We start from the raw sequence: 26,614 nt of genomic DNA, 5'->3' as shown, positions 1-26,614 counted from the left end.
TCCCTACTGGGCCGCTTCGAAGAGCGAGAGCACTTCGACGCGGGGATCGGTCAGGGTCAGCGTCACGACCGGTCGTCCGTGGCCTTCGGCCAGCACGGTCGCGTCACCGGCGGCCTGCGCCTGGATCAGCTGCCCGAACGTGAACGGTCGTCCGGGGATCTCGAGGTCGACGTCGGTCTGCTCGAGGATCTGCAGGAAGACACCGGTCGGGGGACCGCCCTTGTGGAACTGGCCGGTCGAATGGAGGAACCGGGGGCCCCAGCCGAACGTCGTCGGGCGGCCGGAGTCGGCCGCGACGAGCTCGCGCAGGCCGGGCAGCTGATCGAGCTCGAGGCGGTTCACGTAGGCCTGGATCGAGACGTAGCCGTCGGCGGGGAGACGCGACCACAGCGCATCGAGCACTCCCGCCACCGTGCCCGAGGAGGCCAGCTCCGGGTCGGACACGCGCACCTCGACACCGTTGGCGGAGAACGCCGGCTCGGTCGGCTCCGGACGGGCCTCGAGGAGGCCGCGCGCCGCGATCTTCGCCGACTCGACGTCCGGCTGATCGAACGGATTGATGCCGAGCATCCGGCCCGCGATGGCGGTGGCGTACTCCCAGACGACGAACTGCGCCCCGAGTGATCCGCTGATGAGGATCTCACCGGCGTGGTGCTCGAAGAGGTGGAACTGCTTGGCCTCGTCGACGAGCCGCAAGATCTGCAGGTCGGCCGGCGGGTTCTCGACCTCGGGGGAGACGGGCAGCAGCACGACGGGAAGGATGCCGGTTCCCTCCTTGCCGGTCGACTCGGCGACGAGCTGCTCGATCCAGTCCGGAAGACCCACGATGTGCGTGCCGTCGGTCACGAGACCCAGCTTGTCGCGTCGCGGCTCTCCGCCGGCGATCGCGGCGGCGAGGACGAGAGCAGGGTTGTCGGGGCTGTCGATCGCGACCTCGAGCAGCGACGCCTCGGCCTCGTCGAGGAGCTCCGAGATGTCGACGCCCGCCAGGCCGCTGGGAACCAGGCCGAAGGCGGTGAGCGCCGAGTAGCGTCCGCCGACGGTCGGGTCGGCGTTGAAGACCGTATAGCCGTCGGCCCGGGCCGACTGGTCCAGCGGAGAGCCCGGGTCGGTGACCACCACGATCCGCTCGAGGGGGTCGATGCCGAGGTCGCGGAACGCAGCCTCGAACGCGCGCTTGGCGGAGTCGGTCTCGACGGTGGATCCCGACTTCGACGACACCACCAGAACGGTGTTGGTGAGGTCTCCCTGCTGCGGGTCTCCGTCGAGCGCGGCGAGCACCTGACCCGGTGCGGTGGAGTCCAGGATCACGAGCGGCACGCCGGCCGTCTGGGCGATCACCTCGGGGGCGAGCGACGAGCCGCCCATGCCGGCCAGGACGACGCGCGTGACGCCCTTGGCCGCGAGCTGCTGACGCAGCGCCTCGATCTGGGGCACGAGGGGGCGCGAGACGCTGACCGCCTGCACCCAGCCGAGTCGCCGCGACGCCTCCTCCTCTGCCTCGGGTCCCCACAGCGAGCTGTCGCCGGCGGTGATCCCCGACGCGACCAGGCTCGCCACCAGGGAGGGCAGGGTGGCGTCGACGACGGACTTCACGTGACCGGAGAGGTGGATGTCGAAGCTCATCGTGTGACCTCCGGCGCTGCTTCGAGCGCCGCCTTGACCGTGGCCTGGAGGTCGTGCCACGACGCGATGAACTTGTCGACACCCTCGTCCTCGAGCACCTGCGTGACGTCGGCGAAGTCGACACCCACCTCGGCGAGGTCGGCGAAGACCTTGCGGGCGCCTTCGTACGTGCCGGTCACGGTGTCGCCCGCGATCTCGCCGTGGTCGAACGTTGCCTGCAGCGTCTTCTCGGGCATGGTGTTGACGGTCCCGGGGGCGACGAGCTCGGTGACGTAGAGGGTGTCGGGCAGAGCCGGGTCCTTCACGCCGGTCGAGGCCCAGAGCGGGCGCTGGCGTTGGGCGCCGGCATCCGTCAGTGCCTGTGCGCGGTCCGTGGCGAACTGCTGCTCGAAGAGCTCGTAGGCGAGGCGCGCGTTCGCGACGCCGGCGAGCGACTTCAGCCCCTCGGCGTGGTCACCGCCGATCGCGGTGAGGCGCTTGTCGACTTCGGTGTCCACGCGGGAGACGAAGAAGGATGCGACGGAGTGGATCTGCGAGATGTCGTGGCCGTTCGCCTTCGCCTGCTCGATGCCCGACAGGTAGGCGTCGATGACCTCCGCGTACCGCCCGAGACTGAAGATCAGGGTCACGTTGACCGAGATGCCCTCCGCGAGCACCGCGGTGATGGCGGGCAGGCCGGCCTTCGTGGCGGGGATCTTGATGTGCACGTTGGGACGGCCGACCGTCGCCCACAGCTCCTTGGCCTGCGCGATGGTCGCCTCGGTGTCGTGCGCGAGGTCGGGGGAGACCTCGATCGACACCCGGCCGTCCACCCCGCCGGTCGCGTCGTACACGGGCCGGAAGATGTCGGCGGCGTCGCGCACGTCGTCGGTCGTGGCGGCGAAGATCGCGTCGTCGACCGACGCGCCGCCCGCAGCGAGCTGCGCGATCTGGTCGGCGTACGCGTGCCCGCCGCCACCGATCGCGCCCTGGAAGATGGTGGGGTTCGTCGTCACCCCGCTCACATTCCGCGTGCTGATCAGCTCAGTCAGGTTGCCCGAGGTGATTCGGTCGCGCGACAGGTCGTCCAGCCAGATGCTCACGCCTGCGGCGGAGAGCTTTTCGGTGGGGGTGCTCATGCGTTCTCCTGGATGGTCTCGCGTGCCGCCTGGACGACGGCGTCGGCGGTGATGCCGAACTTCTGGAAGAGGGTCTTGTAGTCGGCGGAGGCGCCGAAGTGGTCGATCGCGACCGAGCGCCCCCTGTCGCCGACGATCCCGCGCCACGTGAGCGCCGAACCGGCTTCGACGGACACACGGGCCCTGATGGACGAGGGGAGCACCGACTCGCGGTACGCCTCGTCCTGCTCGTCGAACCACTCGAGCGACGGAGCCGAGACGACGCGGACGTTGACGCCCTCGGCGGCGAGCGTCTCACGCGCGGCGACGGCGAGCTGCACCTCGGAACCGGTCGCGATGACGATGACGTCGGGGGTGCCGTTCGGCGCCTCGGCCAGCACGTAGGCGCCCTTTGCGACGCCGTCGGCCGATGCGAAGACGTCACCGGATGCCTCGCCCTCGCCGCGCGGGAACACCGGGATGTTCTGGCGGGTCAGCGCGATACCGGCCGGGCCGCCCTGACGCCGGAGGATCTCCAGCCACGCGGCCGCCGTCTCGTTGGCATCGGCCGGGCGCACCACCGTGAAGTTCGGGATGGCCCGCAGCGTCGCGAGCTGCTCGATCGGCTGATGGGTGGGGCCGTCTTCTCCGAGGGCGACCGAGTCGTGCGTCCACACGAAGACCGACGGGATGTCCATCAGCGCGGCCAGCCGGACGGACGGGCGCATGTAGTCGCTGAAGATGAGGAACGTGCCGCCGAACGGACGGGTCGGCCCGTGCAGCTTGATTCCGTTGACGATGGCTGCCATGGCGTGCTCGCGGATGCCGAAGTGCAGCACGCGGCCGTACGGATCGCCGGACCACTCGTGCGTCGACCACTCGGAGGGGATGAACGACGATGCGTCCTTGATCGTGGTGAGGTTCGACTCCGCCAGATCCGCCGAGCCGCCCCAGAGCTCGGGGAGCTGAGCGGCCAGCGCATTGATGACCACGCCAGACGCCGCACGCGTCGAGACGTCCTTGCCTGCTTCGAACGAGGGGAGGGCATCGGCGATGCCCTCGGGGAGCTCGCCCGCGAGCAGGCGATCGAGAAGAGCCTTGCGCTCCGGGTTCGCCGCGGCCCAGGCGTCGAACGACTCCTGCCAGGCGGCATGTTCGGCGGCCGCGCGCTCCGTGAGGGACCGGGTGTGCGCGATCACATCATCGGCCACGAAGAAGGACTGCTCGGGGTCGAAGCCCAGCACCTTCTTGGTCGCGGCCAGCTCGTCCGCGCCGAGCGCCGAGCCGTGGATCTTGCCGGTGTCCTGCTTGCCGGGCGACGGCCAGCCGATGATCGTGCGGAGGATGATGAGCGACGGCTTGTCGGTCTCGCCCTTGGCGGCCTCGATCGCGGCGTAGAGCTCTTCGACGTCCTCGACGTACTCGCCCGACTTCTTCCAGTCCACCGTCTGCACGTGCCAGCCGTAGGCCTCGTAGCGGCCCGCGACGTCTTCGGTGAAGGCGACGTTGGTGTCGTCCTCGATCGAGATCTGGTTGGAGTCGTAGATCGCGATGAGGTTGCCGAGCTGCTGGTGTCCTGCGAGGCTCGAGGCTTCGGACGTGACGCCCTCCTGCAGGTCGCCGTCGCTCGCGATGACGTAGACGTGGTGGTCGAAGGGCGAAGTGCCCGCCGGCGCCTCGGGGTCGAACAGCCCCCGCTCGTAGCGCGCGGCGTACGCGAACCCTACGGACGAGGCGAGGCCCTGCCCGAGCGGTCCGGTCGTGATCTCGACCCCCGCGGTGTGGCCGTACTCGGGGTGCCCGGGGGTCTTCGAGCCCCAGGTGCGCAGCGCCTTGAGGTCGTCCAGCTCCAGCCCGAATCCGCCCAGGTAGAGCTGGACGTACTGCGTGAGCGAGGAGTGCCCGGCGGAGAGGATGAACCGGTCACGGCCCAGCCAGTGCGTGTCGGCCGGGTCGTGGCGCATCACCCGCTGGTACAGCAGGTAAGCCGCCGGCGCGAGGCTCATCGCGGTGCCCGGGTGGCCGTTGCCCACCTTCTCCACGGCGTCCGCCGCGAGAACTCGAGCGGTGTCCACCGCGCGCCGATCGATCTCATCCCAACGCAGTTCCGACACGGGACCGCCTCTCTCATGAAGGAGCGCCCGACGAGGGCCGTGCCGCAGCCTCGTCCAGGACGGAGAAGGGGGATCGGCGCGGGGCGCGCGTGTTTCCTCAGCATAGCGAAGGGGCATGCCGCACCGGCCATGCGCAGCGCAGTGTGACGGAGTCTTGCGCTGTGGAGACGGTCCCCGGCGCCCGGTCGTGCGCGGCCGATGCCATAGACTTGACGCTGGTTCAGCGGGCGGCGATTGCGGGGGCGATGGACATCACGACGACGGCGGGATCCGCGGCGACCTCTCCGATGTCGCGCGGGACGCGTCAGCCCTTCGCTCGCACCGTGCGCGCGTACATCGCGCTGATGAAGCCACGCGTGCTGGAGCTGCTCCTGGTCACGACCGTCCCCGTCATGATCCTCGCCGAGGGCGGATTCCCGAGCCTGTGGCTCGTGCTCGCGACCGTGATCGGGGGCACAGCGAGCGCGGGCTCCGCCGCGGCGTTCAACATGTACCTCGATCGCGACATCGACGCGCACATGCAGCGGACCGTGAACCGCCCGCTGGTCACCGGTGAGGTGTCGCCGCGTGGCGCACTGGTCTTCGCGTGGACGCTCGCCGTCTTCTCGACGGCGTGGCTCTGGCTGACGACCAACTGGCTGGCCGCCGTCCTCTCGGCGGGGGCGATCTTCTTCTACGTCGTCATCTACACGATGATCCTCAAGCGCCGGACCGAGCAGAACATCGTGTGGGGCGGCATCGCCGGCTGCTTCCCCGTGCTCATCGGGTGGACGGCCGTCACGGGCTCGCTCGCGTGGCCGCCGGTCATCCTCTTCGCCCTCGTGTTCCTGTGGACGCCGCCGCACTACTGGCCGCTGTCGATGAAGTACAAGCAGCAGTACGACGACGTGAACGTGCCGATGCTCGGGGCGACGCGCAACGGTTCGCAGGTGGGGCTGCAGGTCATCCTCTACGCGTGGGCGACCGTCGCGTGCTCGCTGCTGCTCGTCCCGGTCGCCGGCATGGGGCTGGTGTACACGGTCTCGGCGCTCGTCTTCGGCGGCTGGTTCATCTACGAGTCGCACCGGCTGTACAACCGTGCCGTCCGCGGGACGGAGCCGCGACCGATGCGGGTGTTCCACGCGTCGATCACGTACCTCACGCTGCTGTTCGTGGCGATCGCGGTCGACCCGCTGCTGCCGTTCTAGTCAGTCCTGCTGCGGGATCTGAGCCTTGAGCGCTGTCTCCTCGGCGTCGATGGCCTGGAGAGCGGCCATGATCGCCGGTTCTTGGTAGCGACCCTCGCGGCGGGCCTCGAGGACCGCGGTGCGCTCGGAGTCGAGCATGGCCCGGCGGAGACGGAGCTTGGACTCGAGCTGCGGGATCGAGGCATCCGGGCCGTAGATCTCCAGCGTCTCGCCGAGGAAGACCGCGTCGGCGCGGAGCTGGTCGACGATCCGCTGCTCGTCGCCCGGAGTCGCCTCCTGCTCGAGACGTCGGATGCCGGCGGCCCTCGCCTCCGCCATGAGCAGGCGTCGCTCCGTCAGCTCCTGGTTCAGGCTGGGCGCCGGAAGATGCAGCCGGCGCACCACCCACGGCAGGGCGAGGCCGCCGACGAGGCTCGCCACGACCACGACGAAGGCGAGGAACTGCAGGTACTCGCGGTCCGGGGTCTCGGGGGGCAGCAGGAAGACCGCCGCGAGCGTCACGACACCGCGAACGCCCGCCGAGGCGACCGCGACGCCGTTGCCCCACGCCCAGCTGCGCTCGCGGAGGCGGCGCGGGCCCTTGCGGTAGAGCAGCGTCGTCGCCATGACCCACGCGAAGCGCGAGACGACGAGGGTGAGCAGGATTCCCGCACAGATGAGAACCGTGGGCCACACACCGGGGCCGGTCTCGATCGCTTCCGCAAGGATGCCGCTCAGGTTGAGGCCGATGAAGAGGAACACCGCGTTCTCGAGCAGGAACTGGATCGTCTTCCAGTTGACGCGCTCCGCGACACGGGCTTCGGCGGAGGCGACGGTCGGGGCGCGGAAGCCGAGGAAGAGACCGGCGATGACCACCGCCAGGACCCCGGAGCCGCGCACGACCTCGGCCAGGAGGAACGCGGCGAAGGGGATGATCAGGATGAGGCTCGTGTCGAGCACGGGGGAGCGTAGCCGTGAGCGAACGAGCGAGACGAGCCAGCCCACGCCGAGTCCGACGGCGACGCCCGCGACGACGGCGATGACGAAGTCGGTCGCGATGTCCGCGGGCGTGACGACAGCCACGATCGCCGCGATCGAGGCGTTGAGCGCGACGAGCGCTGTCGCGTCGTTGAGCAGACTCTCCCCCTCCAGGATCGTCACGACGCGACGTGGCAGGCCGAGCCGTCCGGCGATCGCGGTCACGGCGATCGCATCGGTGGGAGCGACGACGGCGGCGAACGCGAACGCCGCGGCGAGGGTGATCGCGGGGACGAGCAGGTACGTCGCGAACCCGACGACCACCACGGTGAACGCGACGAGGCCCACGGACAGAAGGAGGATGCTGTCACGCCGGGCGCGCACATCGATGACCGAGGTGCGGATGGCGGCGGCGAAGAGCAGCGGCGGGAGGATCCCGTACAGGATCAGATCGGGCTCGACCGTGACCTGCGGGATGCCCGGTACGAACGAGACGATTCCCCCGACCGCGACCAGCGCGACCGGGGCGGACCATCCGATACGGCCGACGACACCGGTGACGGTGACGGTCGTCAGAACGAACAGGACGATCCAGGTGATCGATTCGACAGCGTTCACGCCTTCAGTATCGGGCCGGGAACGCCGAGAGGGCGCTCGTCCGGTGATCCGGACGAGCGCCCTCTCGCAGGCGGGTCAGCGCGTCGCGCTGAGATCCTCGGTAGGGGTGGTTTCGGCGATCGGGGCGTTCGGGCGCTCGGCGGGAGCGGTCTCGGGCTCGCCCGATCGGTCGATGGGCTCCACGACCTCCACCGGCGCGTACGGGCGGAGGGTCGCGAACGACGCGACCGCCAGCGCGATCAGGATGCCGACGACGCCGGCGCCGAGCAACGTGGCACCCAGGCCGGCGATCGACTGGCCGACGTACACCTCGACACCGGTGGCGGAGCCGTCGGTGAGGGTCGTGGTCATCACGCCGAGCTTGTCGACCAGGAGGACCGCGCCCGTGAGGGCGGTGAACAGCGAGGCGGCCACGAGAGCCCAGAACGGGATGCTGCGGACCAGGCGGGGGCGGGTGGGCATGTTTCACTCCTCATGCGCGGCACGGTCGGCCGCGGCATCCGCCACCCTCTCGCGCCCGCATGGACAGGACCTCGGCGGTTCCGATGAACTCCCTATGAAAGCCCGGCGGGCTTCCTGAGACGCCCAGGCGATTGCGGAATCCGCCGTCGGATCACCGGCCCGCTGCGACGCTCGGGATCTCCGACGAAGCCGCCGCCGATGCGAGGAAGGAGCCCTCGGACGCGATCGGCCGCCTCAGCCGCAGAACCACCACGGTCATCGCCGCGGCAGACAGGGCGGCCAGCACCATGTGGATGCCGACGGCGAGCGGCGGCAGGCCTTCGCGCGCCTGATAGACGCCGACGGCGACCTGGACGACGATGACGAGGAGCAGCGCGATCGCCCAACGGCGCAGGCGCAGCCGCAGGACGACGCCCGCGACGGCGAGAAGCAGCAGGAGTCCGACGAGCACATAGCCGGGGATGGCGTGGATGTGGGCGAGCAGTGAGGCGTCGAAGCCGTTGCGGATCACATCGGCATCGCCGGAGTGAGGGCCGTTCGCCGTGGTGAGCACGCCGAACACGAGCGTCGCGCCGAGCGCGATCGCGGTCAGGTACGTGAGGATCGCAACCCACCGGGGTGCTGCCGACTCGCGGGGGCCCGGCACCTCGTAGGCGCGCACGAGGAACGCGCTCGCGACCATCACGAGCAGAACCGACGAGACGTAGTGGAACCCGACGATGAAGGGGTTGAGGCCGGTCAACACCGTGATGCCGCCGACGAGTGCTTGCGCCACGACTCCGCCCACGACGATGAACGCCAGGACGACGAGGTCCCGTCGCGCGCCGATCCGCGGCACCGTGACGAGGGCAGCGGCGATGACCGCCAGGAGGAGCACGGCGTTGAAGACGACGAATCCCGGTGCACCCAGCGCGCCGGCGACGAAGTACGCGACCGCGCCGATGACGATTCCGCCCGCAGCGAACGACGCGATGAGGAGCAGCTCGCGACGCGCGCGGAGGTGCAGGAGGGTCAGCGCGAGGACGGCGAGGGCGAGCAGGCCGACCACTCCGGTCAGCGTGCGGTTGCCGAACTCGATGACGCCGTGGATACCGAGCTCCGCAGTGGGAACGAGCGACTCGGGCGTGCAGAGCGGCCACTCGGAGCACCCCAGCCCCGACCCCGTGAGCCGCACGGCTCCGCCCGTGCCGATGATGAGGACTTCGGCGATGAACGACAGCCACGCCAGCAGCAGGAGCCAGCGGCCGGGACGCGTCGAGGAGGACAATCTGCGCCTTTTCTCATGGGCGCCGCTTCGGGACGGCCGCGGCATGCGGCTCCCGGTGCGGAGCGGTACCTGTAGAATCGAGGGGTCGGTCGCGCGCACTCGACCGGGAGGTACGGGCGCGGCGACTACTGACAGTCTAGGCGCGAAGATCGGCGCCGAATGAGAGGGCCCACGAGCGGCATCCCCCTCCGGTAACTCCACCGGAGGAGCCGGAATGCCGGGGCGGATGACACCGCAGGACCCGGAGGAGAACGTGACGATGTCTGATGTGCTGATCGATCGACCGGAACTCGAAGGCCTGGGGGTCTACGAATTCGGCTGGCATGACCCCGACGCCGCCGGTGCGAGCGCGAAGAGAGGGCTCGGCGAGGCGGTCGTCCGCGACATCTCGGCTCTCAAGGCCGAGCCGGAGTGGATGCTGAAGACCCGGCTGAAGGGACTGCAGCTGTTCGGCCGCAAACCCATGCCGACGTGGGGTGCCGATCTGTCGGAGATCGACTTCGACAACATCAAGTACTTCGTCCGCTCGACGGAGAAGCAGGCGGGCTCCTGGGAGGAGCTTCCCGAGGACATCCGCAACACGTACGAGCGCCTCGGCATCCCCGAGGCCGAGCGCCAGCGCCTCGTGGCCGGCGTCGCGGCGCAGTACGAGTCCGAGGTCGTGTACCACCAGATCAACGAGCAGCTCGAGGCTCAGGGCGTGATCTTCATGGACACCGACACCGCGCTGCGCGAGCACCCCGAGTTCTTCGAGGAGTACTTCGGCACCGTGATCCCGGCGGGCGACAACAAGTTCGCCGCCCTCAACACCGCGGTGTGGTCGGGAGGCTCGTTCGTCTACGTCCCGCCCGGTGTGCACGTGGAGATCCCTCTGCAGGCGTACTTCCGCATCAACACCGAGAACATGGGTCAGTTCGAGCGGACGCTGATCATCGCGGACGAGGGATCGTACGTGCACTACATCGAGGGCTGCACGGCCCCGATCTACAAGAGCGACTCGCTGCACTCGGCCGTCGTCGAGATCATCGTGAAGAAGAACGCGCGCGTTCGCTACACGACGATCCAGAACTGGTCCAACAACGTCTACAACCTCGTCACCAAGCGCGCCGTCGCGCACGAGGGCGCGACGATGGAGTGGATCGACGGCAACATCGGCTCGAAGGTCACGATGAAGTACCCGTCGATCTTCCTCATGGGCGAGCACGCCAAGGGCGAGACGCTCTCGGTGGCCTTCGCCGGGCCGGGGCAGCATCAGGACGCCGGCGCCAAGATGATCCACATGGCGCCCTACACGCAGTCCTCGATCGTCTCGAAGTCGATCGCCCGTGGCGGTGGCCGTGCCGGTTACCGGGGCGAGGTCCGCGTCGATGCCAACGCGCATCACTCGGCGAACACCGTGCGGTGCGACGCCCTCCTCGTCGACACGATCTCGCGATCGGACACCTACCCGGCGATCGACATCCGCGTCGACGACGTGCAGCTCGGCCATGAGGCCACGGTCTCCAAGGTGAGCGAAGAGCAGCTGTTCTACCTCATGAGCCGCGGCCTCCCCGAGGACGAGGCGATGGCGATGATCGTGCGCGGCTTCATCGAGCCGATCGCGCGCGAGCTGCCCATGGAGTACGCACTCGAACTGAACAAGCTCATCGAGATGGGCATGGAAGGATCCGTCGGCTAGTGAGTTCCGTGACCCAGGCCCCTGCCACCATCCCCGGCGCGCAGGGCCACACCGATGGTGCCGGCGCGTTCGTGCCGATCCAGACCCGCTCCGAGCGCTTCCACTCGTTCGACCCCGCCGCCTTCGAGGTGCCCAGCGGCCGCGAGGTCAACTGGAAGCACACCCCGATCGACCGCCTGACACCGCTGTTCTCCGACGAGACCGGCCGCCACGGCGTGATCGAGGTCGACATCTCGGCGCCCGACGGTCTCGTTCAGGAGCGCCTCACGCACGGTGAGGCACCGCGTGGCGAGGTCTTCCGACCCGAGGATCTTCCTGCCGCGATCGCGTGGAAGCAGGAGACCGAGGCGCCGCTGATGCGCATCCCTGCCGGAACCGAGCTGTCCGAGCCCGTCATCGTCAATCTCCGCGGCACCGGCGGGCTCGCTCACGCGCACGTCGTGATCGAGGCTCAGGCGAACTCGCATGCGACCCTGGTGTTCCGGCACACCGGCTCGGCGCACCACGCGCAGAACCTCGAGATCATCGTGCGGCCCGGCGCCCACCTGACCGTGATCTCGGTGCAGGAGTGGGACGACGACGCGGTGCACGCGGCGTCGCACCAGGCTCGGGTCGAGCGCGACGCGACCCTTCGCCACATCGTGGTGAGCTTCGGCGGTGATGTCGTGCGGGTCAACCCGAGCGTCGAACTCGCGGGTACCGGCTCGCGGGGTGAGCTGTACGGCCTCAGCTACTCCGACGCCGGGCAGCACCTCGAGAGCCAGGTGTACCTGCACCACAAGGGGGCCGAGACCGTCGGCGACGTCCTCTACAAGGGTGCGCTCCAGGGGGCGGCAGCCCGGAGCGTCTGGATCGGCGACGTGCTGATCGGTCCGGATGCCGTCGGCACGGACTCGTACGAGGCCAACCGCAATCTCGTCCTGACTGACGGAGCGCGCGCGGAGTCGATCCCCAACCTCGAGATCGAGACCGGCGACATCCGCGGCGCAGGTCACGCCAGCGCAACGGGTCGTTTCGACGATGAGCAGCTGTTCTACCTGCAGGCACGCGGCATCGCCGAGGACGAGGCCCGTCGCCTCGTGGTGCTCGGCTTCCTCGCCGAGATCATCCAGAAGATCGGCGTGCCCGAGATCGAAGCCGAGCTGTCGACGGCCGTCGAGGCCGAACTCGCGCAGGTGGTCGAGCGATGACCGCACAGCGCGCCTGCGCCCTCAGCGATCTCGTGCAGGACGAGGCTCGGCGGGTCGAGCTCGACGGCGTCGCGATCGCCGTCGTCCTCGACTCCAACGGCGAAGTCCACGCGATCGGCGACACCTGCACCCACGGTGACATCTCGCTCGCCGACGGCTTCGTCGACGGCGAGACGCTCGAGTGCTGGGCCCACGGCTCGGCGTTCTCCCTGCGCACCGGCAAGCCCCTCAACCTCCCCGCGTACGAGCCGGTCCCGGTCTTCGCGGTCACCATCGACGGCGATGACGTGCTCATCGACCCAGCCGTCACGCTCGAAGCGAACTGAAGAAGGTATTGAAATCATGTCTGTCCTCGAGATCCGAGACCTGCACGTGACGGTCGAGACGGATGCCGGCGTCACGCCGATCCTCAACGGCGTCACCCTCACCATCCGCACCGGCGAGACGCACGCGATCATGGGCCCCAACGGCTCGGGCAAGTCGACCCTCGCCTACACGATCGCAGGCCACCCGAAGTACACCGTCACCAGCGGCACGATCACGCTCGACGGCCAGGATGTCCTCGAGATGTCGGTCGACGAGCGCGCCCGCGCGGGGCTGTTCCTCGCGATGCAGTACCCGGTCGAGATCCCCGGCGTGACGGTGACGAACTTCCTGCGCACGGCCAAGACCGCGATCGATGGCGAGGCGCCCGCGATCCGCACCTGGACCAAGGACGTCAAGTCATCGATGAAGAACCTGCGCATGGACCCGAAGTTCGCGCAGCGCAACGTCAACGAGGGATTCTCCGGCGGCGAGAAGAAGCGCCATGAGATCCTGCAGCTCGAGCTGCTGAAGCCGCAGATCGCCGTGCTCGACGAGACCGACTCCGGTCTCGACGTGGACGCGCTGAAGGTCGTGTCCGAAGGCGTCAACCGCGCGAAGGAGGAGACCGGTCTCGGAGTGCTCCTCATCACGCACTACACCCGCATCCTGCGCTACATCCGGCCCGACTACGTGCACGTGATGGTGGCGGGTCGCATCGCCGAGGAGGGCGGTCCCGAACTGGCCGATCGGCTCGAGGACGAGGGCTACGACCGCTACCTGCCCGCAGGCGTCGAGGAGCCCGCCGAGGCGCCCGCCGTCGCTGACGCCTAGAATCGTTACATGACCGCAACGCTCACACCCGAGAAGTACGACGAGGTCACCGAGGCCCTGAAGGACGTCATGGACCCCGAGCTGGGGATCAACGTCGTCGACCTCGGTCTCATCTACGACCTCGGCTGGGACGACGAGAACGACGCGCTGGTCATCCACATGACCCTCACTTCGGCAGGATGCCCCCTCACGGACGTCCTCGAGGAGCAGACGGCCCAGGCGCTCGACGACGTCGTCGAGCGGTTCCGCATCAACTGGGTGTGGATGCCGCCGTGGGGTCCGGAGCGGATCACCGACGACGGGCGCGACATGATGCGGGCCCTCGGCTTCGCGATCTGACGCGTTCGCGGACCCGGCCGCTGCAACACAAGGACACGCCGCGGCGAGGAATCCGTCGCCGTCGTTAGCCTCGTCGGGTGCACGTGATCACCCCCCTCGAGGCGCTTCCCATCGACCTGCTCCGGCAGCGGTCGAGCACCAAGTGGCGCAAATACGGGGACGACGTGCTGCCGCTCTTCGTCGCCGAGACCGACTACCCGCAGGCGCCGGCGATCCGCCGGGCCCTGGGGCGCGCGGTGGAGTTGGGCGACACCGGCTATACGCCGCCCGAGCCCGGCGTCGCCCTCGCCTACGCCGGATTCGCGGACCGCAGGTTCGGCTGGACGGTGGATCCCGGCCGTATCCGCACGACGTGCGACGTGATGATGGCCGTGGTCGAGCTGCTCCGTCGCGTCACGGCACCCGGAGACCGCGTGGTGGTGACGCCGCCGGTGTACCCGCCGTTCTTCGACGTCGTGCCGGAGGCGGGTGCGGTCGTCGAGCGTGTGCCGTTGATCGACGAAGGCTCGGGGTGGCGCCTCGACCTCACGGAGATCGAGGCGGCCCTGGCGGGCGGCGCGCGGGCGGTCCTGCTGTGCAACCCGCACAATCCCACCGGCACGGTGCATTCGCGCGAGAGCCTTGCCGCTCTCGCGGAGCTCGCCGACCGGTACGGTGCGGCGGTGGTCAGCGACGAGATCCACGCACCGCTGACCCACCGCGGAGTCGACTTCACGCCGTTCCTGTCCGCGTCGCCCGCCGCCGCGCGCGTCGGCTACGTCGTGGCGAGCGCGAGCAAGGCCTTCAACCTCGCCGGCCTGAAGTGCGCGCTGATGGTGACCGCTCACGACAGGACGACCCGCGTCGTGCGGTCCCTTCCGGACGAGGTGGAATGGCGGACGGGGCTCTTCGGCGCGATCGCGTCGGTCGCCGCGTTCGCCCCCGAGAGCGATGCGTGGCTGGACGCACAGCTCTCGGCGCTGGATGCGAACCGGATCCGCCTCGCCGACCTCCTCGCCGAGCATCTTCCCGCGGCGCGCTATCGCATCCCCGACGCGGGATTCCTCGCTTGGGTCGACCTCAGCGCCTTCGGGTGGGGTGAGGACCCGGCCGTTCGCATTCGGGAGGACGCGAAGGTCGCGCTCCACCACGGGCCGTACTTCGGTCGCGAGGGGCGCGGGCACGTCCGGATCAACTTCGGGTGCGCACCCGAAGTGCTGACCGAGGCCGTCCGGAGGGTGGGTAGCCTGGTCTGATGGCCTCCGCACCCGTCGACACCTCGACGGGCGTGTGGCAGTCGAAGTACCTCTGGGTGACGGTCGGCGCAGTCGCACTCATCTTCCTCGCGGCGATCCAATCGCTCGCCATCACCACCGTCATGCCCGTCGTCAGCGACGATCTGGACGGCGGCGCCCTCTACGCCGTCGCCTTCGCGGGCACGCTGGCGACGAGCGTGATCGGCATGGTCGCCGCAGGCGCGTGGTGCGACCGCGGGGGAGTGCTGGCGCCCTTGACGACGGCCGTGTCGCTCTTCGTGCTCGGCCTGGTCATCGCGGGCCTGGCGCCGAGCATGGAGTGGCTCGTTGCCGGCCGCCTGGTGCAGGGGCTCGGCACGGGCGGCCAGACCGTCGCTCTCTACGTGGTGGTGGCGCGGGTGTATCCGGCCGCGCTGCACGGCAGGGTCTTCGCCGCGTTCTCGGCGGCGTGGGTGGTCCCTTCGCTCATCGGCCCGTTCCTCGCCGGCGCCGTGACGGAGTTCCTCCACTGGAGGTGGGTCTTCCTCGGGGTCGCCGCTCTCACCCTCGTCGCCTTCGCGATGGTCGTGCTGCGCCTGCACGCGTGGCCCCTCGACACGGATGATCCGGCGAACGGACGCGTCGCGCCGCGGCTGGCGTGCGCGGTGGCGGTCGCCGCGGGAGCACTCGCGCTGAGCCTCGCGGGCGAGGCGGGAGCGTACGCGTGGGCGGTGGTGGCGGCATCCGTCGTCGTCATCGCGTTCGCGGCACGGCCGCTCCTCCCGCGAGGAACCCTCCGGGCGGCGCGGGGGCTGCCCAGCGTCGTGCTCATGCGCGGCCTCATCGCCGGTGCGCTGTTCGGCGCGGAGATCTACGTGCCCTATCTCCTCATCGACCACTACGGCTTCTCCCCGACCTGGGCCGGGCTCGGGCTCACGAGCGCGGCGCTCCTGTGGGCGACCGCGGCCGACGTGCAGGGGCGCTACGGCGATCGACTCGGCAACACCCGGATCACCCTGATCGGCTCCGTGCTGCTGCTGTCGGCGACCGGGTTCGCCGCGATCACTGCGCTCTTCCTTCTGCCGCCGTGGGTGCTGATCGCCGGCTGGGCGCTCGCGGGCGCCGGCATGGGGCTGATGTATCCACGGCTTACGGTGCTCACGCTCGCCTACTCGACGCCGCAGAACCAGGGTTTCAACTCGTCGGCGCTGTCGATCTCCGACTCCGTCGGGGCCGCGAGCACGATCGCCGCCATGGGGCTCGTCTTCACGGCGTTGGCGGGGACGGATGCCGCGTTCCCGGCCGTGTTCGCGATCGCGGCTCTCCTCACGCTCCTCGGGCTCGTTCCGGGCCTCCGCCTGGGTCACGCACGTGAGGTGTCCGGGAGACCGTGACATTCGTGTGACACCCGATTTGAGGAGGAGGAGAGGTAAGGCTAGCCTTACCCTGTGACTTCTTCGACCGCCGTCGCCACGCGTCCCGCATATCGGCCGTATGCCGCGACCGTCGCCGATGTGCGACGCCTCTCGCCGCACTTCGTCCGTGTCACGTTCACGGGGGAGGACTTCGACGTCTTCGGCACGGCGGGCCTCGACCAGCGGGTCAAGCTCATCCTCCCGCTCGCCGACGGCTCACTCAGCGACATCGGCCAGCACGACGACGCGGTGATCGCGGCGGGGGACTGGTACGCCATCTGGCGTGCCCTTCCCACCATGAAGCGCGGGGCACTCCGCACCTACACGGTCCGGAGGGTGGATGCCTCGGCCCGCCGTCTGGAGATCGACTTCGTGGTGCACCACGACGCCGGCCCCGCCGGCACCTGGGCCGAGAGCGCCGCCGTGGGGCAGGAGATCGTGATCGTGGGCCCGGACCAGCGCAGCGACGGTTACCGTCTCGGACTCGACTGGCACCCGGGCACGGCACGGCGCGTGCTGCTCGCCGGAGACGAGACCGCCGCACCCGCCATCAGCGGCATCCTGGAGTCGCTCGACGACGACTACGAGGTCGATGCGTACATCGAGGTTCCGACCGACGCCGACCGGCTGACGCTCGACCTGCCGGACTCGTTTCGCGTGAGCTGGATCGCACGCGACGCACGCGACCATGGCGAGTCGCTTGCCGAGGCGGTGTCGGCATGGACGCGGTCCTCGCCCGAGGTCCTCGCGCGTGCCGCGGCCCCGCGTGCGCAGGAGCTCGCCGATGTCGACGTGGATGTCGAGCTGCTGTGGGACAGCCCCGAGGACTCCGAGGGAGACTTCTACGCGTGGATCGCGGGGGAGGCGGCGATGGTGAAGGGCCTGCGCCGACACCTCGTCCAGGCGTGCGGCGTCGACCGCAAGCGCGTCGCGTTCATGGGGTACTGGCGACTCGGTCAGTCCGAGCGACAGGAATGATCACGGCTCGCGCACGGCGCGGGCGTCTCCTGCTGGCCGCGGCCGTCGCTCTGCTCGCGGTCACGATCCTGGCGAGCCTGATGATCGGGGCGCGCGGAGTCGCTCCCGCGGTGGTCCTCGAAGCGTTCCTCCACCCCGACCCGGACTCGGCCGACCACATCGTCATCCTCACGCAGCGCGTGCCGCGCACCGTGATCGGAGTGCTCGCGGGGGCGGCGCTCGCCCTGGCGGGCACGCTCATGCAGGGACTCACGCGCAATCCGCTCGCCGATCCGGGACTCCTCGGCATCAACGCCGGCGCCTCCGTCGCGGTCCTCGGCGCCATCACGATCTGGGGCATCACGGCCCCCTCGGGATTCGTGTGGTTCGCATTCGCGGGCGCTGCGGTCGCCGCGGTCATCGTCGCCGTGATCGGCACCCGCGGCCCCGACGGGTCGAGTCCGGCCAAGCTCGCGCTCACCGGGGCGGCGGTCACGGCCGGTCTGACCGCGGTGACCACGCTCGTGCTGACGACATCCATCACGGCTTTCGACGTCTTCCGCTACTGGCAGGTCGGGGGACTCACGGTGCGCGGTCTCGACACGGTCGCCGTCGTCGCCGTGCCGATCCTCGTCGGTGCGATCATCGCCTTCACCTCGGCGCGCGGCTTGGACCTCCTGGCGCTCGGGGATGACACGGCGACCGGTCTCGGGCACAGCGTCGCCCGCACCCGCGCACTCGGGATCGTCGCAACGGTCCTGCTGTGCGGCGGCGCAACGTCCATCGCGGGACCGATCGTCTTCGTTGGACTGCTCGTGCCCCACGCGCTCCGCGCCCTCGTGGGCGGCGACTACCGCTGGCTGCTCGCGATCGGCGCGCCCGCGGGGGCGATCGTCCTGCTGACCGCGGACATCCTGGGCCGCGTCATCGCTCTCCCCGGCGAAGTCCAGGCGGGCCTCGTCGTCGCGTTCGTCGGGGCTCCGGTCCTCATCTCGCTCGTGCTGCGTCCGGGGAAGGTGACCCTGTGACGGCCTCGGTGCTCGAGATCCGCGCCCGCGTGGCTCGCCGGCGCGGTGTCGTCGTCGGCGCCGTGCTCGGGGTCGTGGTGGTGCTCGCCGTCGTCACGCTGTCGCTCGGCGACTACCCCATCGCCCCCGCCGAGGTGTGGCGGACCCTGTGGGGAGGAGGGGACGGAGCGCAGACGTACGTCGTCTTCCAGGTGCGGCTGCCGCGGCTCGCGATGGCGCTCCTCGTCGGTGCCGCGCTCGGCGCGGCGGGAGCGCTGCTGCAGTCGCTGCTGCGCAACCCGCTGGCCGGACCCGACCTGCTCGGAATCAGCGGCGGCGCGGGTGCCGCGGCGGTGTTCGCCCTGCTCATCCTCGGGTGGGGCGGCCCGCTTCTCGCGGTCGCGGCCTTCGCCGGCGGGAACGTCGTGGCGGCCTTCCTGCTCCTGGCGGGACGCCACCGCGCGGACGGCGGCTACCGGCTGATCCTCGCGGGCGTCGGGGTGGCATTCCTGTGCGTCGCGGTCACGAACTTCCTGATGGTCCGTGCTCAGGTGGAGCTGGCTCAGCTCGCACTGATCTGGCTCACCGGCAGTCTCGCCTCAACTCCCTGGTGGAACGTCGCCACGGTCGCCGTCGTCGTCGCGCTGGCGGTGCCCGCGGTCGTCGCGTCCGCACGATGGCTGCCCCTCACGCAGATGGGTGCCGCCACTGCTGCCTCGCTCGGTGTCCGCACCTCGACGGTGCGGGTGGTGACCGTCGTCACGGCGGTCGTGCTCACGGCGGTGACGTGCGCGTTCGTCGGTCCCATCTCGTTCATCGCCCTGTGCGCCCCCGCGATCGCACGCCCGCTCCTCGGTCACGGAGCGATCGGCGTGGGGACCAGCGCCGCGGTCGGCGCCGCCCTGCTCGCGGCCGCCGACCTCGTCGCCCAGTTCGCGATCCCGGGGCAGTCCGTGCCCGTGGGCGTCGTCACCGGTGCGATCGGCGCGCTCTTCCTGCTCTGGCTGCTCGCCACGTCGAAAGGACGGAACCTGTGACCTCCGCCTCCACCGCGCGACTGAGTGCCCGCGGGCTCTCCGCCGGGTATCCCGGGCGCACCGTCATCGAGGGGCTCGATCTGGACTTCGCGCCGGGACGGATGACGATGATCATCGGCGCGAACGCCTGCGGCAAGTCGACGCTCCTCAGTGCCCTCGCTCGTGTCAACACGCCCTCGGCCGGGTCCGTGGAGCTGGACGGCGCCGACGTCGCGACCCTGTCCCGTCGGCGCTTCGCGCAGAGCGTGGGACTGCTGCCGCAGCATCCCACTGCCCCCGATGGGCTCACCGTCGCGGAGCTCGTCTCCCGCGGGCGTCATCCTCACCGCGGAGTGTTCCAGAGGTGGGGCGCCGACGACACCGCGCGGGTCGACGACGCGATGGCGAAGACCGGGGTCGCAGCCTTGGCCGATCGCCCGGTCGGGGATCTCTCGGGCGGCCAGCGCCAGCGCGTATGGATCGCCATGGCACTCGCGCAGGAGCCTCGGGTGCTCCTGCTGGACGAACCCACCACCTTCCTCGACCTCAGCCATCAGATCGAAGTGCTCGACCTGCTGCGCACTCTGAATCGCACCGACGGCACGACCATCGTCGTCGTGCTCCACGAGCTCAACCTCGCCGCCCGCTACGCCGATGATCTCGTCGTGATGAGCGCGGGCAAGGTGCTCGCGCACGGCGCGCCCGCCGACATCCTCACGCGAGAGGTGGTCGCGCAGGCATTCGACCTCGACGCGCTCGTCATCCCCGATCCGCTCACCTCCACACCCCTCGTCATTCCCGTTCCCGGCGGCGCGCATGCGCCTGCGGACGAGGCCTGACGTCAACGAAAGGAAGACAATGCCCATCCCGACGTCCCGTTTCCGCGCCCTTGCGGCACTTACTGTCGCCGGCGGCCTCGTGCTCTCCGGCTGCGCAGCAACCGCCGAGCCGGCTCCCGATACCTCCTCCGACGGCGCATCGACCGACGCCTTCCCCGTGACGTTCGAGCACATGTACGGCGAGACGGTGATCGAGGAGGCCCCCGAGCGGATCGCGACGTGGGGATGGGGAGCGACGGACGCCGTCCTCGCGCTCGGAATCGTCCCCGTCGCCATCCCGTCGTCGGAGTACGGCGGCGGCGACAACCGCATCACCCCGTGGGTCGAGGAAGCGCTCGACGAGCTCGGCGCCGAGGAGCCCGTGCTGCTGGACAACTCCGCGTTCACCCTGTCGGTCGAGGAGCTCCTGGCGACCGACCCCGACGTGCTCGTCGCCTCGTACTCGGGCCTGACCCAGGAGGAGTACGACGCGGTGACCGCCGCCGGAATCCCGGTCATCGCGCCGGAGGAGGCGCTGTGGGCGACTCCGTGGCGCGACGTCGTGACGGACACCGGCCGAGCTCTCGGCCTCGAGGCCGAGGCGGAGGACCTGCTCACCGATCTGGACGAGCAGATCGCCGCCGCAGCGGCCGAGCACCCGGAGTTCGAAGGGACGACCATCGCCTACGCGGACGACGACGTCGACACGTTCTATCTCTACCTTCCCGCCGACCCGCGGGTCGAGATCCTCGAGGACCTCGGCTTCGTCAGTGCGCCCGCGGTCACCGAGCTCGACAGCGGCGAGTCGACCTTCTACACGACCGTGAGCAGCGAGAACCTCGACCAGGTCGTCGCCGATGTGCTCTTCACCCAGGCCGAGGCCCAGGAGGACCTGGACTCCTTCCTCTCCTCCGACCGGGGCCGACTGATCCCGGCGGTCGCGGCCGGTGCTGTCGCGCCCATCGTCGGCGAGGAGAACGTCGCCGCCGTCTCGCCGACGGCGCTCACGCTGTCGTGGATCCTCCCCGAGATCGTCGAGCAGCTGGCCACCGCCACGGCAGTCGCTCAGGGCTGACGCACCACGCCGTCGCGGGAGCAGAGGCCTCGGCCGGAGCTCCCGCGGCGGCGTTGGATCTATACTGGGAGGCTGGCCGTTCGGCCGCTTCTCCCATCCACCGACGGAACGGACGTTTCGCTGTGCTCGCCGTGCACGACCTCGAGATCCGCGTGGGCGCCCGCGTGCTGATGTCCGACGTCTCATTCCGTGTGTCCGCGGGCGACAAGATCGGGCTCGTCGGCCGCAACGGCGCGGGCAAGACCACGTTGACGAAGGTGCTCGCCGGCGATGTGCTTCCGTCCGAGGGCAAGGTCGAGCGATCGGGGGAGCTCGGGTATCTGCCTCAGGATCCCCGCTCGGGAGACCCGGACATGCTCGCCCGCACCCGGATCCTCGACGCACGAGGTCTCGGAACCCTCGCGCTCGGTATGCACGAGGCCTCTCTCGCGATGGGTGAGGAGGACATGGATGCCGCGGCCCGCGCGATGCGGAAGTACGCCAATCTCACCGAGCGCTTCGAGGCGCTCGGCGGGTACGCCGCCGAGGCGGAGGCCGCGTCCATCGCGCACAACCTGTCTCTCCCCGACCGGATCCTCGACCAGCCCCTGCGGACGCTCTCCGGCGGACAGCGCCGCCGCATCGAGCTCGCGCGGATCCTGTTCTCCGACGCGCAGACGATGATCCTCGACGAGCCGACCAACCACCTCGACGCCGACAGCGTCGTGTGGCTGCGCGAGTTCCTCAAGGGCTACAAGGGCGGTCTGATCGTCATCAGCCACGACGTCGAGCTCGTCGGCGAGACGGTGAACCGGGTCTTCTATCTCGATGCGAACCGCCAGGTCATCGACGTCTACAACATGAACTGGAAGAACTACCTGCGCCAGCGGGTCGCCGACGAGGAGCGCCGCAAAAAGGAGCGGGCGAACGTCGAGAAGAAGGCGACGGCGCTGCAGCAGCAGGCGGCCCGATTCGGCGCGAAGGCCTCGAAGGCCGCCGCCGCGCACCAGATGGTCGCCCGCGCCGAGAAGATGCTCTCGGGGCTGGACGACGTGCGGCAGGAGGATCGCGTGGCCAAGCTGCGGTTCCCGAAGCCCGCACCCTGCGGCAAGACGCCTATCACGGCATCCGGGCTCTCCAAGTCGTACGGGTCGCTGGAGATCTTCACCGACGTCGACCTCGCGATCGATCGAGGATCCAGAGTGGTCGTCCTGGGGCTGAACGGCGCGGGCAAGACGACGCTGCTGCGCATCCTCGCGGGCGTCGACGCTCCCGACACCGGACAGGTCGAGCCCGGGCACGGACTCAAGGTGGGGTACTACGCCCAGGAGCACGAGAATCTCGACGTCACCCGCTCCGTGCTGGAGAACATGATGTCCGCCGCCCCTGACATCACCGCGACCGATGCGCGCAAGGTGCTCGGGTCGTTCCTCTTCACGGGCGACGACGTGCTCAAGCCCGCGGGCGTGCTCTCCGGCGGGGAGAAGACGCGGCTCTCGCTCGCGACACTCGTGGTCTCCAGCGCGAATGTGCTGCTGCTCGACGAGCCGACGAACAACCTCGACCCCGCGTCCCGCGAGGAGATCCTCGGCGCGCTCGCGCATTACGAAGGCGCGGTGATCCTGGTCTCCCACGATGAGGGTGCCGTTGAAGCGCTCAACCCCGAGCGCGTCCTGATCCTGCCCGACGGTGTCGAGGACATCTGGGGACGAGACTACGCGGATTTGATCACGCTCGCGTGATCGCATCTCGCGGTGCTCGAGTAGCCGCGGCTTCAGCCGCGGCGTTGACTGACGGTCCTTGCCCAGCCCGGATCGGCGCTGTGCGGCGTCATCGCCCCGCGGCGTCCACGAGGGCGTCCTCGTCCTCGGCGTCGCGGTCGCGTCGTCGCTGAGGTCGGCGACCACCGGCGGGCTCGCGTGGTGCGTCCGCGAGAGACCCTGCCTCCTGCTCGTCCTCGCGACGATGACGGCGTTCGGTACGGATGACGTAGCCGATGAACACGAAGCCCATCAGTGCGAACAGGATCCACTGGATCGCGTACGAAAGGTGCGGGCCGGGATCCTCCGAAGGGTTCTCGAGGGGCTGCGGTGCCGTCGCCGGAGCCGGGTCCTCCGACACGAGGAGGCCGTAGGCGCTCACCTCGAGCGCGTCACCGACGTCGGCGGAGACGGATTCCGCGACGAACGGCAGGTTGATCGTGGGAACCTGTCCCGCCGGCGCCGAGCGGCCGGACGACGGGAGTGCTTCGGAGGGCTTCAGGCGTGCCACGATCGTCACGACGCCCCGGGGCGGCGCGGGGACGGTGTCGGGCCCGGGACCGTCGTCTCCCGGTGGGACCCAGCCGCGGTCGATCACGAGCACTCTGCCGTCCTCGAGCCGGAACGGGACGAGGACCTCGAAGGCGGCGGTGCCGCCGTGGGGTCGGTTGCGCACAAGGAGCTGCTCGTCCGCGACGTACTCGCCGACGAGTTCGACGGGGCGCCATTGATCCGCCGGCGAGAACTCGCCGTCCGCGGGGATGAGTGCGGCGAGCGGCACCGGCGGCGCGTCGTAGTTCTCGGCGACGAGCGCGAGCTGCGCGGAGCGTTCTTCGTTCCGCGTGAACTGCCAGTTCGACAGGAACGCGCACGCGACGGCGAACACCACGGCCAGCGCGATGTAGATCGTCCAGCGTCCGGCCCGCGGCAGGTTCTGCATGCTCATCTCACGTCGGCTCATCGGGCGGCCTCCGGCGTCACGGAGGGCAGCTCGGACACCGAGACCGGGAAGCTCCGCGCGGCGAGGAACTCTCGCAGGTAGTCCACGTGACTCTCGCACGCGACCCATGTCTTCGTGCGATCCGCCGTGTGGATCCGGGGGTTGCGCCAGTCGACGCGCCAGCGGGCCGCGGAGCGGCAGCCGGCTCGCGAGCAGACGGCGGCCTCGTCCTCGTCGGTCATGCGCGCTCGTCCGGGTCCCGCCCGTCCGAGGATCGCTCGCCCGGGAGAGCGCGGGTCTCCTCGATGCGGATGACGTTCGCGGCCGACGGCGCGGGCGGGGGAGCGGTCGGGGCGGAGGGGAGGGCGCGCTCGGGATCCTCGCGGCGGTCGCTGCGTCCTTCTTCGCCGACGTTGGCGAGCACGACGGCGATGTACGGCAGGAACACCGCGGCGGCGCCGAGCACCCACGTGTACCAGCCGTAGGGGGTGATGACCACCATGAGGATGAAGCAGGCGATGCGCACCGCCATCAGGGCGAGGTAGCGGGCCGAGCGCGCGTCGGCTTCGTCACGCGGTGCCCGTGGCAGCGACGTGGCGGACTGTGCCCGACTCGAACTCTTCACTGTCCCTCAAGACTACGCCGCGCAGCCCTCCCCGGCGCCGGTTCGGGCCGATCGGGAGGACTGCGCGTGCGGGAGCGACGGTCAGGACGAGTAGGTCGTCGAGAGGCTCGCGTAGTAGCCGATGATGGCGATGAAGATGATGACGCCGATGATCGCGAACGCGAGTCCCACCCAGCCGATGATGGTTCCCGCGAGTGCGAGGCCGCGTCCTTGCTCGCCGCTCGTCTTGAGGCGGCTGAGCGCGAGGTGCCCGGTGATCACGCCTACGAGCGAGCCGACGAACGGCAGGATGAAGATGATCCCCGTCAGTGAGGCGATGAGCGACACGATGGCGAGCGTGTTGGTCTTGGCGGGCGCGCCGTAACCGTACGCGGGCGTGCCGTACGGCTGTGCACCGTACTGCGGAGGAGCCCCGTACTGCGGGGGCTGCTGCGGAGGAACCCCGTAGGACGGGGGAGCGCCGTAGGCGGGCGGGGTGCCGCCGGTGGGCGGCGGGTAGGCGCCTGGCGCGGGCGGCGGCGGATAGGCGCCGGGCTGCGGCGCAGGGGCGTCGGGGGTGTTGTCGCTCACGTCGGGACCTCTTTCTCTGATGTCGCTGAATAGCGTCCCAGCGCGCGTCGCCGGGTGTCAAACAGCGCGCCGGTAGGCTGGTGCGGATCTGTCACACACCCCGGGAGTCCCACCATGTCCACCGATCGCGTCGTCCTCGTCACCGGCGGAAACCGCGGCATCGGCCGCGCCATCGCCGAGCGCTTCGTCGCGCAAGGCTACAAGGTTGCCGTCACCTCGCGGTCGGACGAAGGTCCTGCGGGTACGCTCACGGTCCGCGCGGATGTGACGGATGCCGCGGCCGTGGACGCGGCGTTCGCCGAGGTCGAGAACGCCCTCGGCCCCATCGAGATCCTCGTGGCCAACGCCGGGATCACGAAGGACACCCTCCTCCTGCGCATGACCGAGGACGACTTCGACAGCGTCGTCGCGACCAACCTCGGCGGGACCTTCCGCGTCGTGAAGCGCGCGTCGAAGGGGATGCTGCGCGCCAGATGGGGACGCGTCATCCTCATCTCGAGTGTGGTGGGCCTTTATGGATCAGCCGGTCAGGTGAACTATGCCGCCTCGAAGAGCGCCCTCGTCGGGTTCGCGCGTTCGCTGACCCGCGAGCTCGGAGGGCGCGGAATCACTGCCAACGTCGTCGCTCCCGGGTTCATCGAGACCGACATGACCGCCGAACTTCCTGCGGACACCCAGGCCGAGTACAAGAAGAACATCCCCGCCGGACGATTCGCCACTGCCGACGAGGTGGCCGGTGTCGTCACGTGGATGGCTTCCGACGACGCGGCCTACATCTCGGGTGCGGTCATACCGGTCGACGGCGGCCTCGGCATGGGTCACTGATCCGAGTCCGCGGCGGCGCCCGTCAGCGGCTCACGGCCTCGAGGATCGCCGAGGCGAGCCTGTCGGGCTGGGAGAACTGCGGCCAGTGACCGGTGCCGAGGCGAACGACCTCGGAGTGGTCGATTGCCTCGAACTCCTCGCCGAAGGGACCCCACTCACTCACCGCCGCGCGGAACTCCGCGTCGTCCATTCCCCCCATCAGGAGGGTGACGGGCACTCGATGCCGGTGGGTGCCTTCGAGCACGAGCGGGTCGGTGGGAACCCGCGCGGGCACGCTGCGCGCCCGCGCCGCCCACTTCTCACGCACGCCGGGGGCGAGGTCTTCGACGTCAGGCGCGTCGAACGAATCCCAGCCCGGGAACGGGACGACGCCGTCCACGATCTCGAACTCGGAGATGCCGTTTCCGCCCGGCGGGGGGACGGTGTCGACGAAGACGACCCGGCGGACCGAGTCGGCGCGTGCCTCGGCCGCCGCCCAGACGACGTTCCCGCCGCCGCTATGACCGACGAGCACCACCGGACCGCCTGCGGCATCGATTTCGGTGACGACGGCGTCGACCCAGTCCTGGATACCGATGTCGGAGGAATCGGAGGCCGAGGCACCGACCCCCGGGAGCGTGAGCGGATGCGTCGTGTGACCGGCGGACTCGAGCGCGGCAACCACGTCCTCCCACGAGGACGCGTCGAGCCAGAGACCGGGAACGAGGATGATGTCCATGGTCAGACGGTAGCCGGGGCCTC

Annotated in this window: 26 protein-coding genes; 15 read left to right on the top strand and 11 right to left on the bottom strand. The window is 69.9% G+C overall.

The genetic code is table 11. The annotated features are described in order from the left end of the window. Nucleotides 1-3: 3 nt before the first annotated feature. The 3 genes from ACFQ0P_RS14805 to tkt are packed head-to-tail and all read right to left on the bottom strand — an operon-like array spanning nucleotide 4 to nucleotide 4,837. The gene (locus ACFQ0P_RS14805; protein WP_204979414.1) at nucleotides 4-1,626 is read right to left on the bottom strand and encodes a glucose-6-phosphate isomerase; all 1,623 of its coding nucleotides are present in this window, start codon (nucleotides 1,624-1,626) and stop codon (nucleotides 4-6) included. Beyond that, entirely contained in the window at nucleotides 1,623-2,744 is a 1,122-nt protein-coding gene (gene tal, locus ACFQ0P_RS14800) for a transaldolase (protein WP_204979413.1), read from the bottom strand. The genes ACFQ0P_RS14805 and tal overlap by 4 nt, the downstream gene beginning before the upstream one ends. After that, nucleotides 2,741-4,837, bottom strand: coding sequence for a transketolase (gene tkt, locus ACFQ0P_RS14795; protein ID WP_204979412.1), 2,097 nt, complete (start codon nucleotides 4,835-4,837; stop codon nucleotides 2,741-2,743). The genes tal and tkt overlap by 4 nt, the downstream gene beginning before the upstream one ends. Before the next feature lie 287 nt (nucleotides 4,838-5,124). Between tkt and ACFQ0P_RS14790 the strand changes: the two genes are divergently transcribed. Continuing rightward, a complete protein-coding gene (locus ACFQ0P_RS14790) occupies nucleotides 5,125-6,024 on the top strand; it encodes a heme o synthase (protein WP_378772913.1) in 900 nt (299 codons plus the stop codon). Here ACFQ0P_RS14790 and ACFQ0P_RS14785 read toward each other — a convergent pair whose 3' ends face one another. From ACFQ0P_RS14785 to ACFQ0P_RS14775, 3 genes are all read right to left on the bottom strand, one after another. Further along, the gene (locus tag ACFQ0P_RS14785) at nucleotides 6,025-7,599 is read right to left on the bottom strand and encodes a Na+/H+ antiporter (RefSeq protein ID WP_204979410.1); all 1,575 of its coding nucleotides are present in this window, start codon (nucleotides 7,597-7,599) and stop codon (nucleotides 6,025-6,027) included. Nucleotides 7,600-7,674: 75 nt separating this feature from the next. Further along, the gene (locus ACFQ0P_RS14780) at nucleotides 7,675-8,061 is read right to left on the bottom strand and encodes a dinucleotide-utilizing enzyme (protein WP_204979409.1); all 387 of its coding nucleotides are present in this window, start codon (nucleotides 8,059-8,061) and stop codon (nucleotides 7,675-7,677) included. A 151-nt stretch (nucleotides 8,062-8,212) separates the two neighbouring features. Next, nucleotides 8,213-9,328, bottom strand: a complete 1,116-nt coding sequence (locus ACFQ0P_RS14775; RefSeq protein ID WP_378772675.1) for a COX15/CtaA family protein — start codon at nucleotides 9,326-9,328, stop codon at nucleotides 8,213-8,215. 259 nt (nucleotides 9,329-9,587) lie between these two features. Here ACFQ0P_RS14775 and sufB point away from each other — a divergent pair, with 259 nt between their 5' ends. From sufB to ACFQ0P_RS14710, 13 genes are all read left to right on the top strand, one after another. Beyond that, nucleotides 9,588-11,006 carry a Fe-S cluster assembly protein SufB gene (gene sufB, locus ACFQ0P_RS14770; RefSeq protein ID WP_378772672.1) on the top strand — a complete coding sequence of 473 codons (1,419 nt, stop codon included), beginning with the start codon at nucleotides 9,588-9,590 and terminating at the stop codon, nucleotides 11,004-11,006. Beyond that, complete coding sequence (gene sufD / locus ACFQ0P_RS14765) at nucleotides 11,006-12,196, top strand: Fe-S cluster assembly protein SufD (protein WP_204979407.1); 1,191 nt, start codon at nucleotides 11,006-11,008, stop codon at nucleotides 12,194-12,196. The genes sufB and sufD overlap by 1 nt, the downstream gene beginning before the upstream one ends. Next, entirely contained in the window at nucleotides 12,193-12,522 is a 330-nt protein-coding gene (locus ACFQ0P_RS14760) for a non-heme iron oxygenase ferredoxin subunit (protein WP_204979406.1), read from the top strand. Before sufD ends, ACFQ0P_RS14760 begins: the two co-directional genes overlap by 4 nt. Nucleotides 12,523-12,538: 16 nt before the next feature. After that, entirely contained in the window at nucleotides 12,539-13,333 is a 795-nt protein-coding gene (gene sufC / locus ACFQ0P_RS14755) for a Fe-S cluster assembly ATPase SufC (protein ID WP_204979405.1), read from the top strand. A 9-nt stretch (nucleotides 13,334-13,342) separates the two neighbouring features. Then, on the top strand, nucleotides 13,343-13,672 hold the full coding sequence (locus ACFQ0P_RS14750; protein WP_204979404.1) for a metal-sulfur cluster assembly factor: 330 nt from the start codon (nucleotides 13,343-13,345) through the stop codon (nucleotides 13,670-13,672). Nucleotides 13,673-13,758: 86 nt separating this feature from the next. Beyond that, nucleotides 13,759-14,907, top strand: coding sequence for a MalY/PatB family protein (locus ACFQ0P_RS14745; protein WP_204981433.1), 1,149 nt, complete (start codon nucleotides 13,759-13,761; stop codon nucleotides 14,905-14,907). Further along, on the top strand, nucleotides 14,907-16,280 hold the full coding sequence (locus ACFQ0P_RS14740) for an MFS transporter (protein WP_204979403.1): 1,374 nt from the start codon (nucleotides 14,907-14,909) through the stop codon (nucleotides 16,278-16,280). Before ACFQ0P_RS14745 ends, ACFQ0P_RS14740 begins: the two co-directional genes overlap by 1 nt. A gap of 54 nt (nucleotides 16,281-16,334) precedes the next feature. Next, nucleotides 16,335-17,279 (top strand): siderophore-interacting protein, encoded by a 945-nt coding sequence (locus ACFQ0P_RS14735; protein WP_204979402.1) that lies wholly within the window; start codon nucleotides 16,335-16,337, stop codon nucleotides 17,277-17,279. Beyond that, on the top strand, nucleotides 17,276-18,286 hold the full coding sequence (locus ACFQ0P_RS14730) for a FecCD family ABC transporter permease (RefSeq protein ID WP_204979401.1): 1,011 nt from the start codon (nucleotides 17,276-17,278) through the stop codon (nucleotides 18,284-18,286). The genes ACFQ0P_RS14735 and ACFQ0P_RS14730 overlap by 4 nt, the downstream gene beginning before the upstream one ends. Beyond that, nucleotides 18,283-19,302 carry a FecCD family ABC transporter permease gene (locus ACFQ0P_RS14725; protein WP_204979400.1) on the top strand — a complete coding sequence of 340 codons (1,020 nt, stop codon included), beginning with the start codon at nucleotides 18,283-18,285 and terminating at the stop codon, nucleotides 19,300-19,302. The genes ACFQ0P_RS14730 and ACFQ0P_RS14725 overlap by 4 nt, the downstream gene beginning before the upstream one ends. After that, the gene (locus ACFQ0P_RS14720) at nucleotides 19,299-20,120 is read left to right on the top strand and encodes an ABC transporter ATP-binding protein (protein WP_204979399.1); all 822 of its coding nucleotides are present in this window, start codon (nucleotides 19,299-19,301) and stop codon (nucleotides 20,118-20,120) included. The genes ACFQ0P_RS14725 and ACFQ0P_RS14720 overlap by 4 nt, the downstream gene beginning before the upstream one ends. Nucleotides 20,121-20,139: 19 nt before the next feature. Beyond that, entirely contained in the window at nucleotides 20,140-21,174 is a 1,035-nt protein-coding gene (locus ACFQ0P_RS14715; RefSeq protein ID WP_204979398.1) for an ABC transporter substrate-binding protein, read from the top strand. Nucleotides 21,175-21,296: 122 nt separating this feature from the next. After that, entirely contained in the window at nucleotides 21,297-22,895 is a 1,599-nt protein-coding gene (locus ACFQ0P_RS14710) for an ABC-F family ATP-binding cassette domain-containing protein (RefSeq protein WP_204979397.1), read from the top strand. 88 nt (nucleotides 22,896-22,983) lie between these two features. Here the strand turns inward: ACFQ0P_RS14710 and ACFQ0P_RS14705 are convergent, their stop codons facing one another. From ACFQ0P_RS14705 to ACFQ0P_RS14690, 4 genes are all read right to left on the bottom strand, one after another. After that, the gene (locus tag ACFQ0P_RS14705) at nucleotides 22,984-23,874 is read right to left on the bottom strand and encodes an SURF1 family cytochrome oxidase biogenesis protein (protein WP_378772664.1); all 891 of its coding nucleotides are present in this window, start codon (nucleotides 23,872-23,874) and stop codon (nucleotides 22,984-22,986) included. Further along, complete coding sequence (locus tag ACFQ0P_RS14700) at nucleotides 23,871-24,095, bottom strand: hypothetical protein (RefSeq protein WP_204979396.1); 225 nt, start codon at nucleotides 24,093-24,095, stop codon at nucleotides 23,871-23,873. The genes ACFQ0P_RS14705 and ACFQ0P_RS14700 overlap by 4 nt, the downstream gene beginning before the upstream one ends. After that, nucleotides 24,092-24,478, bottom strand: a complete 387-nt coding sequence (locus ACFQ0P_RS14695) for a DUF3099 domain-containing protein (protein ID WP_204979395.1) — start codon at nucleotides 24,476-24,478, stop codon at nucleotides 24,092-24,094. The genes ACFQ0P_RS14700 and ACFQ0P_RS14695 overlap by 4 nt, the downstream gene beginning before the upstream one ends. 81 nt (nucleotides 24,479-24,559) lie before the next feature. Next, nucleotides 24,560-25,048, bottom strand: coding sequence for a DUF4190 domain-containing protein (locus ACFQ0P_RS14690; protein WP_204979394.1), 489 nt, complete (start codon nucleotides 25,046-25,048; stop codon nucleotides 24,560-24,562). 114 nt (nucleotides 25,049-25,162) lie between these two features. Between ACFQ0P_RS14690 and fabG the strand changes: the two genes are divergently transcribed. Continuing rightward, nucleotides 25,163-25,873, top strand: a complete 711-nt coding sequence (fabG, locus tag ACFQ0P_RS14685) for a 3-oxoacyl-ACP reductase FabG (RefSeq protein ID WP_204979393.1) — start codon at nucleotides 25,163-25,165, stop codon at nucleotides 25,871-25,873. Between the two features lie 22 nt (nucleotides 25,874-25,895). Here the strand turns inward: fabG and ACFQ0P_RS14680 are convergent, their stop codons facing one another. Further along, nucleotides 25,896-26,591 (bottom strand): alpha/beta fold hydrolase, encoded by a 696-nt coding sequence (locus ACFQ0P_RS14680; protein ID WP_204979392.1) that lies wholly within the window; start codon nucleotides 26,589-26,591, stop codon nucleotides 25,896-25,898. Nucleotides 26,592-26,614 lie beyond the last annotated feature (23 nt).

The organism is Microbacterium insulae (assembly GCF_042677065.1).
In the GTDB taxonomy this organism is placed as follows: domain Bacteria; phylum Actinomycetota; class Actinomycetes; order Actinomycetales; family Microbacteriaceae; genus Microbacterium; species Microbacterium insulae.
This window is presented reverse-complemented; position numbering and strand designations above follow the sequence as displayed.